Here is an 18,858-nt window from a genome sequence, read left to right as displayed (position 1 = left end):
CGCGTGTAATCAGGACATTCGACCGGCGCGCCGCCTTTCGCAATCGATTCCTCCGACAGCGGCACGACGCTGCTCATCGTAGCCGTGTCGTAGACGTCAATGGGGGTCTGTGTCTTTTCGCGGACGGCTTTGACGAACATCTTCAGTTCGAGGTAGTCGGTTCCGCCGTGTCCCACGGCCGCGGCATCGACATCGAGGTTCTTCCACCACGGGTGATCGAATTCGGTTTGATACGGTTCGAACGGTTCCCATTCGTGGCTCTTGGGACTGCGGCCTTCGAGCGATACCGATGCGCGCGCTTCGTCGTAAACGCCAAGGGTTCCCTGGACCATCCATCGATTGTCGTAGGGCCGGGGCAATTGCATGTCGTAGTTGATAACGATGGTCTTGCCCATGTGCGTGCGGATGGTGCTTGTGACGATATCGCCTTGTTTGTATACGCGTTTCGCGTTCGGATGATCGGGGCCGTACTTGCGCCGGAAGAAATCGTTGATGCCCTTGGAATCGGAGGCGATGGATCGGATCGTCGCATACGCGTCGCCGCAATTGATGTCGAGCCAACTCAACACGGGGCCTTCGCTGTGCGTGGGATATTGGTCGCAGTTGCGATTGACCAGAAACTCGCCGCCCCACCGGATATTGCCCGAGGTGTCGAACCACCAATGATCCAGGCAATCGTGGGAATGGGCGCAGTGGCAATGCACGATCTCTCCCAAGAGTCCCTTGCGAATCATCTGAAGTACAGCAAGATTGTCGCGCCGGAAACTCCAGTTCTCCAGCATCATGCACGGCATCTTCGTTTGTTCAGACGTGTCCACGAGCGCCCAGCACTCCTCGTACGTGAGCGCGGCGGGCACTTCGACGCCGGCGTACTTCCCTGCTTTCATGGCCTCTACCGCCATCGGCGTGTGCCAGTTCCAGGGAGTGGCGATGATGATTGCGTCGAGATCGTCGCGCGCAACCAGGTCTTGATAGGCGTGCTCATCGCGCGTGTAAGGTTCCGGACAGGCTTGACCTGCCTTCATCACAATTTCCTGCGCGGCCTTGGCAGCGGACGCGTTGATGTCGCAAACGGCAACTACCGATACGCCGGGAATGGACACCAGATTGGCCGTAAGGGCCTTGCCGCGGTTGCCCGTCCCAATCACGCCGACACGAACTGGCGAAGGCGCGCTATCTTGCGCGTGCGCAGCGTCCGCGGCAGCAAGACCTAGCGCCGCCCCTGCGGCAATTCCCAGGAATTCGCGTCGTTCGAATGTGGTGGTCATTTGTGTACTCCCCCTGTTACCCAAGTTCTCGGGACGTCCGGTCGAGTCTGTGCACCACGATATACCGTTGCGCGCCCGGATGCGAACTGAAAGCAACGTCTACTGCAAGGCGGCGAGGGGGCTTAAGGTGCGTAGATTCCAGCGGCCTGCACTGACGTCACGCTGGCCCAATGGAGGCAGTCTACTCAAACGGCGAGAGCGTACTTGACGCAGGGATTCTCTCTACAGAAAGCAGGCAAGTTGCCTGACACGCGAAGATTAAGTCCAGTGGAAACTGCGCATGAGGCCCAGTCACTTCTTACAAGCTTTTGCACAAGGCGAATCTTAAGAATGCTCGTGGCGGGGTTTCGCGAGGAGATGCTTGAGGTGATAGAGGAACTCCTGGGCTTCGCGCGGCGAGAGTTCATCCGGGTTTACGGCGTCGAGTTCGCGTTCGACTGCGCTGGGCTCGGAAGTGGCCTGAGGTCCAAACAAGTACATCTGCTGCGGCAAACCCACGGCAGCGGGGTTGCCTGATTCGAGGGACTCGAGTATATCGCGCGCGCGCGCAATGACGTTGGGCGGCAAGCCCGCCAGCTTGGCGACCTGGATGCCGTAGCTGTGGTCCGCGCCGCCGTCGACGATGCGGTAGAGAAACACGACTTTGCCGCCCCACTCGCGCACAGCGACATTGATGTTCTTGGCGTGTTCGAGCTTGTTGCCGAGATCGGTGAGCTCATGGTAATGCGTGGCGAAGAGCGTCTTCGCGCGAATCTTGTCGTGAATCTGTTCCGCGACCGCCCAAGCGATGCTGATGCCGTCGAAGGTGCTGGTGCCGCGTCCGATTTCGTCGAGAACGAGCAGGCTGCGATGCGTGGCGGTGTTGAGAATGTTCGCCGTCTCAATCATCTCGACCATGAAGGTACTCTCGCCGCGCACGAGGTTATCGGATGCGCCCACACGCGTAAAGATGCGGTCGACGACGCCGATATGCGCTTGCGCGGCGGGCGTGAAGCTGCCCATCTGCGCCATAAGCGTGATGAGCGCAACTTGGCGCAGGTACGTCGACTTACCGGCCATGTTAGGGCCGGTGACGATCGCGAGGAAGAGCGAGTCGGGATCGAGCACGGTGTCGTTGGGGACAAATTCGTTGCGCGCCATGAGGTCTTCTACGACGGGGTGACGGCCGTCTTTGATCGAGAGCACGTCGGAAGCATCGACCTCGGGTTTGCAGTAGCCCTTGGCGGACGCGACTTCCGCCAACGACAGCAACACGTCTACGCTGGCGATAGCATCGGCGGTTTCCTGGATGCGCGCCGATTCGGCGGCAATACGATCGCGCAACGCACAAAACAGGTCATACTCGAGTTGCTGCATGCGTTCTTGTGCGGTGACGATTTCTTCTTCGCGCGATTTCAGCGTAGGCGTTACGTACCGCTCCGCGTTAACGAGCGTTTGCTTGCGTTCGTAGTCGTGCGGCGCGAGGTGGGCGTAGGACTTCGTGATTTCGATGTAGTATCCGAAGACTTTGTTGTAGCCCACGCGGAGATTGGGGATCTTCGTGCGTTCGCATTCTTCGCGCTGCAACGTGGCGATCCAGTCGCGCCCGCCACGCACGAGCGTGCGCAGGTGATCGAGGTCCGGGTCGTATCCGTCGCGGACCAGATTGCCTTCCATAATGGCGAGCGGCGGTTCGTCAACGATGGCCGCTTCGATCCACTCCGCGACGTCGGCGAGGTCGTCCATCGTGTTGTGGATTGCGGACAACATGGGGCTGGAGCACTCGGCGAGCGTCGCTTTCAAGACGGGCGCTTTGGCCAGCGAAACGCCGAGGGCTTTCATGTCGCGAGCGTTGCCCGCTTTGGCGGTGAGGCGGCCCGTCAGACGTTCGAGATCCGACATGCCGCGCAACACGTCGCGCAGACGGAGGCGCAATTCCGCGTCGCCGTGAAATTCCTCGACGGCATCGAGCCGTGCGCGGATTTCGTCGACTTCGACGAGCGGATGGAGAATCCAATGGCGGAGTTTGCGGCCGCCCATGCTCGTGAGCGTCTTGTCCAGCACGCCCAGCAACGTGCCGTGTTTCTTGCGGTCGAAGGCAGACTCGACGAGTTCGAGGTTGCGTTGTGTGTTGCCGTCGAGGACAACGTAGTTGGATGGGCTGTAAGCGCGCGGAAAACGCAGGTGCGGCGCGCCTTCGCGATGCGTCGTCTTGATGTAGGCGAGGATGGCGCCCGCGCACGCGACCGCTTGCGGGGCCTCGTCGAGGCCGATGCCTTTCAAGGTACGCAAACCAAAATGGTCCGCGATGGCGGATGCAGCGTCGTCCGAGTCGAACTCGTCGGCGGGCCGTTCTGCGAATGCAATCGATGGGAAACGCGCCTTAAGACGCGTAATGGTGTCGCCTGAGGCCTTCGCGGGGACGAGAACTTCGACGGGGCTCATACGGGTGAACTCGTCGTGGAGCGTGCGGTCGATGTCGCGCTCGATCTGCGCGGCGAGGAATTCGCCGGTGCTGACATCGACGAGCGCGAGACCCGCGCGGTTGCCGTCAATCAACAGAGCGCCGAGGTAGTTGTTTGCGGCGTCGTCGAGCAAGTTGGGTTCGAGGACGGTTCCGGGCGTGATCTGTCGGGTAATGGATCGTTTGACGACGCCCTTGGCTTCCTTGGGGTCTTCGACCTGCTCGCAGATCGTAACGGTGCGGCCGGCCTTGATCGCTTTGGCAATGTAGCCGTCGACGGCCCGCACCGGCACGCCCGCCATCGGGATGCGGTCGTCTTTGTTGACGGCGTCGCGCGAGGTAAGGGCGATGCCGAGGAGTTCGGCGGCCTCGACGGCGTCTTCGAAGAACATCTCGTAGAAGTCGCCCATGCGGAAGAACAAGAGGGAGTCGCCGCTCTCGGCCTTCGCCTCGAGGTACTGGCGCAGCATGGGCGTGAGTTTGGAGTCAGAGATGTCCTGTAGTTTTTTCCACTGGGTAGCCATGGCACGGATATTACAGGGAATTCGGGGTGCGAGAAAAGAACGAGAATGTAGTGCGCGTTTTCAGCATGAGCCGGATGCGGGAATGGAGGCTGAGAGCAGTCGGGCTCGAGCGGGGGGAGAAGAGTGTTGGTCCGGTGCAAACATCGCGTTAACAGCGCAAATAAATCGATTGAGGGAGTAGTTCGAAGGTGGCGGGAAGTCGTCCGGGGGCTTCGCCGTCGATATCGAGCAGGACTTGTCGCGCGCTATTGATCGGCGTGGCGGTGATTTTGCGCCCTGTCACCACGCGGACGTTGGGGATGTTGAGGTGTTCGCCGCGGTAGACCTTGTTGATGTTACGCAGGAACTGGAATTTGCCGATATCCGCCAGGATTACGACGTGGAAGAGTCCGTCGTCCGGTATGGCAGGCGGGGCGATGTGCATGCCCGCGCCAAAATATTGTCCGTTGCAGATGGCGACAGTCAGGGCGTTGATGGTCTCGTCGAAGGTGTCATCGATTTGCAGGCGCACGGGTTGATTCTTGTAGCGGGCGAAGGCTTTGAAGACGCCCCATTGGAACGCGTATTTGGAGTTGATCTTCTTGGCCCACACGGCGCGGTTGACCTCTCGGTCGGCGGCCCCGCTGAGGCCGAAACTGGCTACGTTGTCGAAGTAGCGAACTTCTTCGTTTCCGTTATCGCCGATATACGTGATACGGCCCACGTCGATGGGGCGGATTGGGCAATAGGAGAGGCGCGCAATTTGGTCTTCGAGCTTCTCGGGAATGCCGAAGATGCGCCGAAAGTCGCAACCGGTGCCGCTGGAGACAACCGTCAGCATCGCGTCGGGATTGACGATACGGCCGTCTTCGAAGAAGCCGTTTACGACTTCATTGATGGTGCCGTCGCCGCCAACGGAGATGATTTGTTCCATGCCGTCTTTGAGAGCTTGGCGCGCAAGGCGTGTTGCGGCCATCGGGCCATCCGTGAACACGGCGTCGACGGGGCCGATGACATCGCGGAGACGGGCCTCGAGCATGGGCCAGATTTTGCCGGTGCGTCCGCCCCAGGAACGCGGATTGACGATGGCGCGGGAACGCGTGCGGGGCGTGAAATGGGCGACGGTGCGCTTCACGTGCGCTTTGCGTCGTTCCTCCGGCCAGCCCAACTCCTTGGCCATGATGGCGGCCACTTTGGCGATGACGTCGTTGCCCGGTGTGCCGAGGGTGCCGAGACCGGTACGGCGGAAGAGCACGTCTTCGACGGTCAAGGCCATTTCGTTACGGACGGCGTAGACCACTTCCGCGGCGATATCGGGGAACTGCGGTGAAAGGCGTTCGGCGAGCGACGAGTCCGCTTCGGCGAGCGCAAGCACCTCTTCCATCCGGCATCCGTAGTTCTTGGCGAGGTTTTCGATGACGGTGGCGGGGTAGTCCGTGTGCGCTTCGACGGCGGCCGATTTGAATTCGGTGAAGCGCCCCACGTCGCCGCCGTAAGTTGGCGTGCTCTCGGTGACGCAGGGTATCGGCAGTTTGCCGAGCTTGGACACGGCGAGGTCGACGACCTGCTCGGCAAGGCTGCGCGAGGTCGTCCATTTGCCTCCGATGGTCGTGATGACTCCCTTGAGACCTTCCTCCGGCTCGTGGTCGAAGACTTCGGCGGCCCGGCTTGCGGTGTACGAGTCCGGTTGCTCGTTTTCGGCCTTCTTCTGCTCGTCCGTAGTCGCGACGATTGGACGAAGACCCGCGTAGAAGTGGAGCACGTCCGAGCGGCGCAGCTTCGCGGCAGGAAAACCGGCATTGACCACGGCGAGGAAATCGACGATGTCGCGCTCGGTCACCATGACATCGTCGGGGTGTCCCGCGAATACAGTGTCCGTGGTTCCGAGGAGCGAGTGGCCGCGCCAGGGGAGTATGAAGAAGTGGGTAGACTCGCTGGGGACGGTGACCGCGTGTCCGTTGGTGAGGGATCGTGTAATCAGGTGAATGCCCTTGGACCGAATAAGCTGGCGCGCGGGCGATATGTCCGCGGCGGATTCGGCTTGGACGGCGATCTCTTTCATCAGGAGATCGGCCCAGGGACCCGCGGCGTTGATGACGATCGAGCCGCGGAGTTCGTATTCCACGGGGGCCGCATCGGGTTCCGCAGATATGGGCGACTTGTCTGCGACGCGAACGCCGACGATGCGGTCTTCCTCGCGGAGAAAGCCCGTTACCTGGGCGTAGTTGGCGAGTTGAGCGCCGTGCTCGGCGGCACTGAGGATGCACTCCAGCGCCAAGCGCTCCGGCGAATACATTTGATAGTCATAGAATGCGAGCGCCCCGCCGAGGTCGTCGGCGGCCAAACTGGGTTCTAAGGCGATCGCTTCCTCGCGCGACAGTTTCTTGTGGGCGGGGATGACCTTCTCGGGGTCGTCGAGCCGGTTGCGGTCGTAAGACAGCCAATCGTAGAGACGGAGTCCAATCGACTTCATGACGCGGTCGCGGCGCTTCTTCGAGGAGGTGGGTAGAAGGAAGGTCAGTGGATCGATCATGTGAGGGGCGGTGTTCGACCAGACGCGGCGTTCGCGCAACGACTCGCGCACGAGGCTCAATTCGAGGTTCTGGAGGTAACGCAAACCGCCGTGAATGAGTTTCGAGGATGCGGCCGTCGTCGCGCCGGCAAAATCTCCCTTTTCTACGAGGGCAACCATGAGCCCGCGCAATGCCGCATCGCGCGCGATGCAGGCGCCGGTAATGCCGCCCCCGATCACGACGATGTCGTAAGCCGTAGAGCACATGGCGGCAAGATCGCGTTTCATGAAATCGTTAATGACCTTCTTCGGCGTACGAGTTGCGTACGGCCTGCTCTGTCCCGTGCAATCCCGAGATGATAATATACGAATTCACACGGACGATACGAAGCGATGTGATACGTTCCCTTTGGGGGATGCCGGTAGAGGTGCAAACCGGCGAATGACAGTGAGTCAGGAGAAGACAATCATGTCACGCACAGGACGAACGTTTTCGCGCCGCACCTTCCTGGCTGCGGCGGCGGGCGCTGCCGCGACCGCTGCACGATGGGGAAGAGCGAAAGGCGTTGCGGCTGCCGGGCCGGTGGCAACGCGCGGGGCAGTCGTGATGCCGAGCGATGTAACGACGTGGCCGTGGGTGGAACGCGCGGCAAAGGCGGGACTGACGACCCTCGCGCTTCACGGCCCTCCCCACGAGCTTGCTGTCTTTGCGAAAAGCGAGCCCGGACAAGCGTTCCTGCGCGATTGCGCGGCAAACACGATCGCCGTTGAGTACGAATGCCACGCCGCGAATCAGCTTCTTCCGCGTGAGCTTTTTCAGAAGGACGCTACGTTGTTTCGAATGAACGAGGCGGGAGAGCGGACGGCCGATGCCAACTTGTGCGTGAGTTCACCGCGCGCGCTTGAAATCGCGTGCGAGAACGCTGTTCGTCTTGCCGCGGAAATTCCCCCTTCGACGGGCCGCTACTATTTCTGGTCTGACGATGCACAACCGATGTGCCGGTGTCCGAAGTGCAACGGGCTGTCGGACAGCGATCAGACGTTGGTGCTGGAAAATGCGATCCTGAAGACGCTACGCAAGGGACATCCTGATGCCACGCTGGCGCATTTGTGCTATAACCGGACATTATCGGCTCCAGGCCAGGTGAAACCGGAGCCGGGCATCTTCCTTGAGTATGCGCCGATTGAACGGGATTCGACGAAGCCGCTCGGAGACGCGTCGATTGCCGAGCACGTCAAATTGATGGACTATCTCAGCGCGAATCTTGCGGTCTTTGGCGCCGAAACGGCGCAGGTGCTCGAATATTGGCTGGACGTGTCGCGATTCTCAAAATGGAAACGCGAGTCGCTAACGCAGATGCCTTGGAGCGAGGAGATGTATCGCGACGACCTGCGCACGTATGCGAAGCTCGGTATTCGACACTTCACGACGTTTGCCTGCTGGATAGACGGCGAGTACGTCAAGCGGTTTGGCGAACCGCCGCTGGGTGAATACGGGCAGGGACTTCTTTCGCTATCAAAAGCGTAGGCCGCCTTGCAGATCACGCACGGGCGGAACTTCGTCCATGAGGCCGTGCGACGCCAAAGCGTAGGCCAACACGGACGACGCGAGATACCCCGACCCGGCGCGCGCGCAGTAGTAGTCGCCCTTGCCTTCCATGCCCGAAGTAAAGCAGCCATTCTTATAGTTTTGCTTCAGGACGTATTCGACAAGCGGTCTTGCCGTTTCGAGATAGCGCGTGTCGCCGGATCGGCGCGCGATCGTCACGAGGCTCATGATGACGCCGCCTGCGTCACAGGAGAGCATCGTTTTGTTTTCGGCGATAGACTGCGGAATCCGCATGGCTTCAATGGCGCTGTCGCACATGACGCGAAGCCTGTCGTCTCCGGTGGCGCCATATCCAAATGCCGCTGACGCCAAAATGACACCGACGTGTTCGTGGTTGTCCGTCCACTGCCACGGTTCCAAATACCGCTTGCCGCCTACGTCTGCGGGTTTGCCGGTTTGCGTGTCCAGGGCATCGTAGTAGCCGGGGCCGCCGGTATCGTCGCGCTTAGGCGTGTAGGCCCACTTCTGATAGGCAAGCAGGTATTCGATGCCTTCCTTGCGAAAATCGTCGCCTTCGAGACCGAGTAAATCGGCGGCTATCAAAAGGTACGGCGCGAACGACGCAGCCTCCGCATAGACCATCAATCCCGTGCGCGTGACTTCGTCGGTGGGGATGAGCCCCGTCTCCGCCGAGCGGCGCTTTGCGACGAGCGCGTTCATCTTCTGTGCCCACGCGAGAAACGTGGCATCGCCAGTCTTGCGATACAGCCAACACCAGGCATCCATATACACGCCCGCGCTGCTCAAGAGACTGCACGGTTCGGTTCCGCGATTCGTCTTGCCGTCCATGGTTGCGTGGCGGTTGAACGCGAACGTTTCTTCATCACAAAGATGGTTAAAGAAGGTGACTTCAATTTCGTGGCGCGTCGCTTCCGGATTGACTTCCCACAGTTGGTCCCAGGGGATGTTGTAGGCTTTCACTTCGTGCCAGTACTTCTTTTCGCCAACATGAATGGTGTCGTGAACGATGTCGTAGCCGACGTGTTCACCCCAAGGGATGTAGCCGGAGCGCGGGTCGCGGCAGGATTGAAGCAGGTAGGTCAGGTAGTCACGGCGCGCGGCGTCGTACCTTGGGTCATCGGTTACGCGCGTCATCGTCTTGAGTACATCGAGGATGCCGAGGTCGCCGATGAGATTCTGGCAATACGGTTGATGCCCCGCCACTTCGAAGTGCCCGTTCCAGACTCCGGGATCGGTCTCTGTCGCTTCGGGGATGCGTTGGGTTACGACGTTGAGCTGAGAAACAAACAACGGACTGTGTTTCTCGCCGTAGACATCGCGCCCGTGCGCCAGCATGGTGTCGGCAAATTGCTGCACGGCCTGAAAGACCGGGTCGTTCCGCAGTGCGGCGCGGTCCTCTTCCTGCCCGGCCACGGCGCTGGACACTGCAAGCGCATACAGACAAGCCACCGCACTGATGAAACGCATGTTCGCTCTCCCGTTACGGTTCCACTTCACGCCGGAACTTCTCTACATACTTGTCGCCTTCCTTCATCTGCGCCATTCCCCAAAGACGAATGCCCGCGAAGGTATCCTTGGACATCTCCGGAGTGTATTTGCTTAGTGACGGCTCGAATTGGCTGACGTGTTTGGCGGACGCTTCGATCTTCTTTTCGACGATGGCGGTAATATCCACCGTGTAATTCGGCTCCTCCGTATAGTAATAGAAGGCAACCGGCACGCGATACGGTTTCAGTCCTTCGTCAAGCAGATGCTGCGGGTAGTAAAGGTGCCACTCGGATGCGATGAAGGCATCCTTGGTGATGAAGGCGGCCATGCGATGGTCGGTCTTGTGCCAACGTTCGTACGTGGTGCCGGGGTCGATGGTAAAAATAGCATCGGGCCGGTACTTCTTAATGAGCCGGCAGGCTTCGCCGCGCAAGACTTTGGGGTCGGCGTACTCAAGGTCACCGTCTTCGTATCCCAGCCAGACGATGTTCTCTTTCGGAATGCCGAGTACGGCGCACGCGGCTTCTTCCTCGGCGCGGCGAATGACAGCCAGGCGCTCGCGAGTCATTTCGAGATCGAGGGATCCCTTGTTGTCATTGGTGTAAATGACAACGATTACATTGTTCTTGTTGGCCGCCAACAGGGCCATGACTCCCCCGCAGAGGAAGGTGTCGTCGTCCGGGTGCGGCGTAAAGACCATGACGGTTTTGCCGGTCCAGTTCTCGATGCGGTCCGCGGCCGGGATCTCCGGAGAAGCCGCAGCTTCCGCCGCGAAGGCCGTCTGCGCGCCAATGACGGAACCCAGTACTGCGAGTGCAATCGTGAGAGTCTTCATTGTGTATCTCCTTTTCGATTACTTGATGAATTGAATTGGCATGACACGCTTCTACCCCGGATTTCTCACGAGCACACTTGAACTTCCCTCGTAACCTGAATGTTTGCGAAACTTGCGGCGAAAAATGAATCGCTTCTCCGAAGACTGAGTGTGCTCGCGAGGAATCCTCATGAAATAGCCTCAACTTCTTGCACGTGAGCAATTTGCATCGGCGCTCAATCGCGCCGGTGCAAATTGCGGACTACTTATCAGACGCGACCGTAGCCCCCATGACGCCAAACGCGATGTCGTTGGCCACGGCCTTGAAGGTGACGGACGCAAGAGCGACATCCGGACGCAACGAGAATGCAACCAAATGCGCTTCGGTATCCAGTGCGATGGGCTGCGTCATGTCCTGCACTTCGGAAGACCCTGCGGGTCCGGTACGCCCGCCAAGGTTCTCGAAGCCGTTTGCGGCCGTATCGTGGTACCGGCCGCACCACGTACTCCAACAGTCACCGATATCGGTTGGATTCACGAGGTCTCGCGTAACTTCCTCGCCATCCGCATACGTAAGCGTTACGCGAATATTGGGCACATGGCTCTGCGCCGGAAACGTGACTCCGCTCACCATCAGGTACAAGGTCTTGCCGGCAGCCTGAACGGGAAATGTGATGGACTCGGGAAACCCTCCCGTTCTCGAAACCATAGCGATGTTCGGTCCTTCCTTCGGGCTGATGAACGGAATGCCTTCCGTGGTCATCGCGCGTCCATCCTTGTCCACTTTCGCGCGCCACGCCGCATCGCTTACGGGCTGGTTACGACTGCCGTGATACTGCGTCAGATGCTCTCTCCAATAGCCGAAGCCGACCTGACTCGCGGGCATTGCCGGTGGAATCGCGGAGTCGAAGAGCTTCTGGGAGGCTTCGGTTAAGTTCGAATTGAAAATACTGGAGAGATCCAGAGCAGACCACGTGATCGCGCCATCGTTGTGCAGCGCATTGGGCGTCCAAGTAGGAGGCGTGCTCGCCGAAGGGGGAAGCGACAACGGTTCAATGACCGTTGGCGGATTTCCGTCGTATTCGACCTCCACATCTCCCCGGCGGCCCGGATCTGTCTCGATTAGCGCCCAGTTGACGCCCAGGTATCCCCGCCCGATGGAGTGTTCGATTGGTTTCCCATTCGATACTGCCCGCACGATCCGATCGCCGGTAATAGGCAGTCGCACGGCCACCCGCGTGCTAACGGGAGACTTCCAGCGAATCCGAATGGTCTTCCCGTCGAGCTGCCAGCGGTAGGAGAAGTGTGGCGTTTCGATCGAGGCGTGTTCCCACCCCGATGGGAACTGAGGAGACAGATTAACGACACCGCTTGGCCGGTCCGGCGCGATTCCGAAGAGACCTTCTACGACACAACGGCCCCACATGCTGATTGCATCCGCGAATTCGTCGTTGGCGCGCTGCGTGCCATCCACATACGTATGGCATGCAAGTCCGCCGGGCGTGGGCCCGTTGAAGATGCCGGACAGGGCAGCACGTATGATTGCATACCCGTCATCGGCCCTTCCGGCCATGAAGTTGGTCAGCGCGTAGTTGAATTCCTCGGCGTAGGCCATTTCATATGTGCTGTGCGTATAGGATCGCCCACGGTTTGGGTACCAATTGGAGCTCCACACGAGGCGTCCTCCGCCCGGAGTCGATTCGTGGCGCAGGCTGCGGTCTGCCCATTGCAGCATGCGCGCAATCTGTTCGGGCGACGCCGCGCCAAATTCGGCGGCGTGGTAGATCGTCGGCAATTCCGGTTCCGGGTGCAGCATTCGTTCGCCGCGCGTGTCCCGGTATTCGGCAAAGACCCCCTTGTCGGCCATCCACAACTCGCTTTGCATGGCGGTTCGAATGCGGTCTGCTTGCGCCGTGAACGGTGCTGCGTCCTCACCGATTAGCGGCGCGAGCCGGGCCAAAAACGAATAGGCACGCAGCATGTAAGCGGAAGCCTGCGTGCACTGGCCGCCGATGTACCAATGCGAATCGCTGATCCACGTGTTGAGAGCGTTTTCGTAAAGCCCCTTTGCTTCCGGCTGCAGACGGCGGTCTTCCCACGCGACGATCCCTTTCAATATGGGAAATATCTCGCGCATCAGTTCCAAGTCGTTCGTGTATTCGAAGTAATGCCGGGTTTGATCGAGGAAGACCTCGTTCATGTTGTAGAAGACACCGGGGTTGTACTCCAACAAGGAGCCTAGCGCGCCTTGGTCGTCTCCCCCTTGAACAAGCCCCAAAGTCGTGTGGCTTTCGATAGACCGTCGCACCCGATCCGTCCAGCCGTAGCAGTCAGAGCCGTACCATCCCCGCCATCCGAGATAGGCGTATCGCCACGACCAGGCTCCATGCAAAATAGCCGAGTCTCCCCATGTCCCTTCCGTGGCGAAAGCCATCATGGGCACCGCAGCGTTGAGGTAGGAGTCGGGAGTTTCAACGGCAACGCGCGATGCGATGGATGCATTGCGTTTAATGGCCGCCTTCCATGCGGCCCCCGGATCGCGCAAGATGTCCCGCATGTGGAATCCCATGCCCACGGCAATGATCCCATCACGCGACGTCCGGTTCAGGGAGATACGTTGGACGGCCACCACATTCTTGAGTTCGCTCGCGACTCTACCGCCCGCCCATTGCGCCGAGGAACACACCTCGAGAGGAGAGGCGGACATGGCTGCGGGTAGTCCGTAGCCGCAATCTCGATCAGACGTGCTTCCGCCTTGGATTTCGGCTTCCCAGCCGTCCAAGTACCGCGCCGCCGCGTAGACTTCCTTCTTGTACACGTCGTTCTCATCGAACGGCCGCCGAAGCGAAAACGTGTGGTCCTTCCATTGCAGATAGTCTTTCGCACATTGCTCGGGAGCGAAGGTGAATTCGGCGGCCCCCATGTTGTAGTTGGTCAGAAAGGCAGAGGCCCCGCCGTAACTCCAGACAAGGGACAGACCGTCGCAATCCCCTTCTACCCGAAACTTGAGAAGCACGCCTGCTGCATCGGCCATCGGAGTGGCGGCAACGTGAACGACAAGTGAAGGAAAGCGCGGATCGCGTACGCAATACTCCATGACCCCGTCGGCGTACGCGACATTCACGTCGGCCCAATCATGCAACCACGCGCTCTCGCCTGACTTCTCGTTGACAATGCCAAGATACACGTGCCCCATCAGGCCGCCGCCGGAATGCAGGTCCAGCAGAAACCGCGGCGCCATATAGGCAACCACCAATGGCCGAAATGCGCAACGCTGAAGCTTGCCACGCTGTTCCTTGGACCAGACTAGGCTCTTATCCGCTGGGGGGAAAAGCAGGCGACGATGCACCCGGGGATTGTCCTTCACCTGTCCCAATTCCGTGAGAGCCGGTTCAGGCTTCGCCTGATCTTTCCCGTCGATGTGCAAGCGCCAGCCTCCCTCAATGGGAACGTACCGATTGGGAGGAGTCGTTTCGGCAGCGACCGCTCCAGTAAGCCCGAAGGCGGCAACGCAAAACGCTAACGAGAGACTCGCGTACTTCACAATGTTGAATCGAGGCATCATGTATCGTTTCCTTTATCGATACGACGGGCAAAACAGATTCGGACTCCTGACTCCCGTCACTTATGCTACACTACCTTCTGGCGTTGGCGCTCCACTCGCATCGGGCACGGCTAACAGCGAGATCGGCGCTCCGGGGGGGCTCTTTCCGCATCGCGTCTGACTTGCCCCTGGTCCGCAGATAGGAAGCGCCTGCAATGGCTTGCATCAGGTGCCTGTTTCACATAACCACGAGGAGCGGTCGTCCACATCATGTTTAAGCTCGCCGTATTCACGGATGAGATCTCGCACGACCTCGAGCGTGCGTGCGCGATTTGCCGTGAATTCGGAGTCGAAGGCGTGGAACTGCGCGGGGTGTGGCGCCGGCTGCCGCACGAGTGGACGCGTAACCAAGTGCGCGACATCCGCGCCATGCTCTCGGATCAGGGGCTCGCGGTGTGCAGCATCGCGTCGCCGTTCGGGAAATGCGATGTGTCCGACAAGCGCGACGTTGCGAAGCACATGGACATCTTGCGCGCCTCGGCGCGCGTGGCGCGCGAATTGAACTGCACCATCGTTCGCGGGTTTGCGTTTTGGCGGCGCACCGAATCGAAGCCTTGGGACGAGATGCTCCGAGCGTATGCGCAAGTGCCGGGTATACTTGAGGACGAAGACGTCATGCTCGGCCTTGAGAACGAGTACCAATGTTATGTCGGCACCGCGGCACACGCCCGGTATTTCCTGGACCGGTTGCAGTCACCTCACGTGAAAATCATCTGGGACCCCACGAACCACGTGCAGGACCCCGACGGCGCGGCAATGCGTCCTTTCCCGGAAGGCTACCGGCTCATTCGGAAGGATATGGTGCACGTGCATGTGAAGGACGCGGCTCCGGGACCAGGCGGAACGTTTCCGAACGTGTTCCTGGGGACGGGGGTCGTGGATTGGGGTAAACAGCTCCAGGCCCTGAAAGACGACGGATACGACGGGTACTTGTCTTTGGAGACACACATCACCGCCGACCAATTTCCCGAAAGCATGCGCTCGTTGTACGGCCGTTATCTGACGGACGATCCGCACGAAGGCGCAAGCAAGGTGTGCCTTGCGTGGCTTCGGCGCACTACGGCTTCGCTTCGGTAGTAATCAATTGGGCGACAGCGCATTTTCGGGTAGAATGGTATCGGGTCTAGTGTAGTGAATTGTAATTGAGGAAGTGTCAATAGCGGCGGAAAACAGCGACTGACACAAGCGAAGCGAAGACGTGTCTGTCCCTGCTTTCCGCCACGTAGGAAGAAGCCTTCGGAGTCGAGGTGAGAATCATGGAGAAAGCAATTCGTCAGAAGGTGGTGATAGCACCCGGGGGGCAGGTTGTCCTTCAATCGGACGAATTGCCTTCTGGTGCAGAAGCGGAAGTCATCGTTTTGGTGCGCTCCGACCAACCCACACGAAAGTCATACGCATCGCTATTTGGCTCGGGTAAGGGGGCATTTGCCTCCGCAAAGGACGTGGACGATTTCATTCGCAAGGAGAGGGACAGTTGGGACGACTGACTGACCTTCTTGGGCAGAGGGTATACCTCGACACAAACATCGTCGTGTACGCTGTCGAAGGCGTCCCCGAATTCGCTCCCGCTGTTAGAGCGTTTCTTCGTTGTGTCGATTCCGAAGAGATACACGTTGTCACAAGCCTCCTCACTCTTGCCGAAGTCCTGGTGAAACCTAAGCGCGATGCGAACAACGCTCTGGTAACGGCCTACAAAGAGTTTCTTTCTCCCACTGCGTCACTGACGCTTTCGCCTATTTCGTGGGAAGTGCTTGACTCCGCCGCTTCCATTCGCGCAGAAAGGCGAGTGAAATTGCCAGATGCTATCCACTTGGCAACTTGTTGCCTTGAGGGATGCAGTTCCTTGCTGACCAATGACAGTACGCTTGCGATCCAGGATGTCTGTCGCGTCGTCCTGTTGTCTGACATTGCCGGCGAGTAACCTAAGAGCGCAGCCCCCCAGATGAAGCAAGGATAGTCATTCGTTATGAAGGCCCGGTTTCTTTTGCTAGGTCTTGACGGAGCCGAACCCTCCCTTGTCGAGCGCTGGATGGAAGAGGGCCGGTTGCCGAATCTGGCGCGCATGCGCAGGCAAGGCGCGTATATGCGGTGCTCGAGCGTGACTCCGCCGGTCACGTACCCCGCATGGACGACGTGCGTCACCGGCGTCAATCCAGGAAAGCATGGTATTTTCGATTTCACGGAAATGGTCCCCGGTTCCTACGCGCTGCGCTTCGTAAACAGCACATTTCGCCGCGTGCCCGCGTTGTGGAACATCCTCTCCGACGCAGGCAAACGCGTGTGCGTGCTGGGCGTGCCGGGAACGTATCCGCCGGAAAAGGTCAACGGAATTATGGTCGCGGGTTTCGATTCGCCCGTAGCCACGGCGGTGGAACGGTCATCGGTTTATCCTGCGTCAATCTACGATACGGTGAAGGACTGGCGCTATGCCGATTTTCAGGAGCACGACATCGGTCCTGGCTGGCACGCGATGGCGCTGGCGAGGTTGTTGGAGGGCATCGCGACCAAGGAGCGCATCGCGACCACGCTGTTGGCGCGCGAGCCGTGGGACTTCTTCATGATCGTCTTCGGGGAGGCGGACACGGGCTCGCATCACTTTTGGCTGTTTCACGATCCCAATTCGCCACGTCATAAGCCGGGGCCACAAGATGCGATACGGCAGATCTACGAGCGGCTCGATTGCGCCGTTGGATCGATCGTGAAAGTAGCCGGCGAGGACGTTGTAGTGGGCATCTGCTCGGACCATGGTTTTGGCGGGGCAGGCGACGGTGTTGTGCATCTCAACAACTGGCTCGCGGAGCAAGGCGAGTTGCGGTTTGCGCCACAACGCAGCGGTGGACTCAAACGCGCGGCGTTGTCGTTGGTGCCTCCGCGTTTTCGGGGATTGTTGTTTCGGAGGTTCGGTGCGATGGCCGCGCGTGCGGAAAGCGCATCGCGTTTCTCCGGGATCGATTGGAGCGGCACGCGCGCGTGGTCAGATGAACTGAACTACTTTCCATCGATCCGCGTTAACCTGCAAGGGCGCGAACCTAAGGGTCAAGTCGCGCCACAGGATTACGAGTCGTACTGCAAAGACCTGTGCGCGCGCCTGGAGCAGTGGCATGTTGTGCGCAAGGCGTGGCGGCGCGAAGAACTGTACGACGGTCCGTATATCGATCGCGCGCCGGATATCATTCTCGAGCTTGCGATTGAGAATGGGTATTCGTACACGTGCTTGCGAAGCAGAGGTGGCCCGGCATTCCGGCGGCTAACGCCGGATGAGCACATGGGAGGGAAAGAGCGCGGCACAACAGGAGTTCATCGCTCGCACGGGATTCTGTTCTTGTCTAAACCGACCGTGGTGGGCGCATCGAAACTGGAGGACGTCGCGCCGACGGTGCTGGGTGAGCTTGGAGTGGCCTCGCCACCGATGGATGGCACCAGTCTGTTGACTCCAACACAGCCGCTAGCTACACACACCCACGATCGCGCGCAGGAAGTCTATTCCCCCGAGCAGGAGCGCCGGATCGAACAGCGCCTGCGCGACCTTGGATATTTCGAATGACCCCTTAGAGGGTTCTGCGACTGCCCTCGGCAAGCGGTGTCCCGTATCTTCTTCATGTAACAGCCGCCGCCCTCGCAAGTTTGCTCATGATCAAAGTGGACCCCCGCCGCCCAGTGGCGACGAGGGTCCAAGGAGTTGACGAAGACTCTACCGGGCCTGGATCAGCCAGCCGTCCAAACCGAAGTAGAAGCCTGTTGAGGCGGCGTTCTTGCCGACATTCTTCACGGTCAATTTGTGCTCGCCCGCCTTCAGCGAGACTTCAGGGAGCAGTTTCTCACGGTTGGAGATGCTCGGATTGAACTGGTCGACAGTCTCACCCGTGGGCGTACCGTCAATTTCGTACTGGAAGATGCCGTAATCATGCGAGCGCGTGTACAGGATCGTCAGCTCGTAGGTGCCGTCCGACGGAACCGTGAAGGGGATGGTCAAAACCTGACCTTCGGCCTGGGGCGTCCAGAACAACTGCGCCCCGCTGCTCCAGCCGCCGTCTTGCTTCTGGATGGGGCCAGCGGTTGCCGAAGCGTTCGGAATGGCGGCTTCCGCTTCGACAATCTTCGTGTAGTCATAATTCAGGCGCGCGTACCCGACGGGAATCGGCGCATACGGTACGTGCGGTTCCTTCTGATACCAGAACGCAACCGAAGAGAAATCGTCGGCGCGTTCCCCGTATCCGGAGAGTTGTTTCCCATTCTGATCGAGAACGGGTCCCACGTGTTCAATTTCCGCGCGCAGCGACTTGCTGAAAGTGATTGGATCGGCGAGGTGCCATCGATAGACCGACGTGCGGTTGCCGCGCTGGAATCCTTCAAAGAGGAGCGCGCCGTAGAACGCACCCGCCTGAACACGGAAACCCCAGCCGTCGCAGAAGTAGTCTTCGGTGCCGGTGCCGCGCATGCTTGGCTCTTTCTCGCCGTCAATGTAGAAGAAGTCATCGCCTTCACCGAACCAACTTGCCGTGTTCTGGCGGCAGTTGAGCACCGTGCCGACATAGTGGCCGCGGCCCTTGATGTCCGCAAGCAGATAGCGCTGGCCCATCGTGGCGGGGAATTCCTGGCGGTACATGGCATGAAAATACGCGGTGTTGCGGTGGAGCTTCGGCACTTTCATCCAGT

12 protein-coding genes are annotated in these 18,858 nt (G+C 59.6%); 5 read left to right on the top strand and 7 right to left on the bottom strand.

The window, feature by feature from the left end; genetic code table 11:
• From K1Y02_17585 to K1Y02_17575, 3 genes are all read right to left on the bottom strand, one after another.
• A partial coding sequence (locus tag K1Y02_17585) for a Gfo/Idh/MocA family oxidoreductase (GenBank protein MBX7258178.1) occupies window positions 1–1,268 on the bottom strand: 1,268 nt, incomplete at its 3' end.
• A gap of 324 nt (window positions 1,269–1,592) precedes the next feature.
• Complete coding sequence (mutS, locus tag K1Y02_17580) at window positions 1,593–4,235, bottom strand: DNA mismatch repair protein MutS (protein MBX7258177.1); 2,643 nt, start codon at window positions 4,233–4,235, stop codon at window positions 1,593–1,595.
• 148 nt (window positions 4,236–4,383) lie between these two features.
• Entirely contained in the window at window positions 4,384–7,014 is a 2,631-nt protein-coding gene (locus tag K1Y02_17575) for an FAD-dependent oxidoreductase (GenBank protein MBX7258176.1), read from the bottom strand.
• A 181-nt stretch (window positions 7,015–7,195) separates the two neighbouring features.
• Between K1Y02_17575 and K1Y02_17570 the strand changes: the two genes are divergently transcribed.
• Window positions 7,196–8,254 carry a DUF4838 domain-containing protein gene (locus K1Y02_17570; protein ID MBX7258175.1) on the top strand — a complete coding sequence of 353 codons (1,059 nt, stop codon included), beginning with the start codon at window positions 7,196–7,198 and terminating at the stop codon, window positions 8,252–8,254.
• Here the strand turns inward: K1Y02_17570 and K1Y02_17565 are convergent.
• The 3 genes from K1Y02_17565 to K1Y02_17555 form a co-directional block, all read right to left on the bottom strand.
• Window positions 8,243–9,763: a hypothetical protein gene (locus tag K1Y02_17565; protein MBX7258174.1), complete on the bottom strand. Its 1,521-nt coding sequence runs from the start codon at window positions 9,761–9,763 to the stop codon at window positions 8,243–8,245. The two genes, K1Y02_17570 and K1Y02_17565, sit on opposite strands and share 12 nt — an antisense overlap.
• A 13-nt stretch (window positions 9,764–9,776) precedes the next feature.
• Entirely contained in the window at window positions 9,777–10,619 is an 843-nt protein-coding gene (locus K1Y02_17560) for a PIG-L family deacetylase (protein MBX7258173.1), read from the bottom strand.
• Between the two features lie 241 nt (window positions 10,620–10,860).
• Window positions 10,861–14,163 carry a DUF4450 domain-containing protein gene (locus K1Y02_17555; protein MBX7258172.1) on the bottom strand — a complete coding sequence of 1,101 codons (3,303 nt, stop codon included), beginning with the start codon at window positions 14,161–14,163 and terminating at the stop codon, window positions 10,861–10,863.
• Window positions 14,164–14,412: 249 nt separating this feature from the next.
• On the opposite strand from K1Y02_17555, the gene K1Y02_17550 reads away from it, so the two are divergent.
• From K1Y02_17550 to K1Y02_17535, 4 genes are all read left to right on the top strand, one after another.
• Window positions 14,413–15,279, top strand: a complete 867-nt coding sequence (locus K1Y02_17550; GenBank protein MBX7258171.1) for a sugar phosphate isomerase/epimerase — start codon at window positions 14,413–14,415, stop codon at window positions 15,277–15,279.
• 179 nt (window positions 15,280–15,458) lie between these two features.
• The gene (locus K1Y02_17545; GenBank protein MBX7258170.1) at window positions 15,459–15,689 is read left to right on the top strand and encodes a hypothetical protein; all 231 of its coding nucleotides are present in this window, start codon (window positions 15,459–15,461) and stop codon (window positions 15,687–15,689) included.
• Complete coding sequence (locus K1Y02_17540) at window positions 15,677–16,123, top strand: PIN domain-containing protein (protein MBX7258169.1); 447 nt, start codon at window positions 15,677–15,679, stop codon at window positions 16,121–16,123. Before K1Y02_17545 ends, K1Y02_17540 begins: the two co-directional genes overlap by 13 nt.
• Window positions 16,124–16,168: 45 nt before the next feature.
• Complete coding sequence (locus tag K1Y02_17535; GenBank protein ID MBX7258168.1) at window positions 16,169–17,746, top strand: alkaline phosphatase family protein; 1,578 nt, start codon at window positions 16,169–16,171, stop codon at window positions 17,744–17,746.
• Window positions 17,747–17,893: 147 nt separating this feature from the next.
• Here K1Y02_17535 and K1Y02_17530 read toward each other — a convergent pair.
• The coding region (locus tag K1Y02_17530) for a DUF2961 domain-containing protein (protein MBX7258167.1) at window positions 17,894–18,858 on the bottom strand (965 nt) is incomplete at its 5' end.

The sequence above is a fragment of the Candidatus Hydrogenedentota bacterium genome (assembly GCA_019695095.1).
Classification (GTDB): Bacteria; Hydrogenedentota; Hydrogenedentia; order Hydrogenedentales; family SLHB01; genus JAIBAQ01.
Note: the sequence above shows the minus strand (reverse complement) of the source record. Positions and strands in the feature narration are given on the sequence as shown.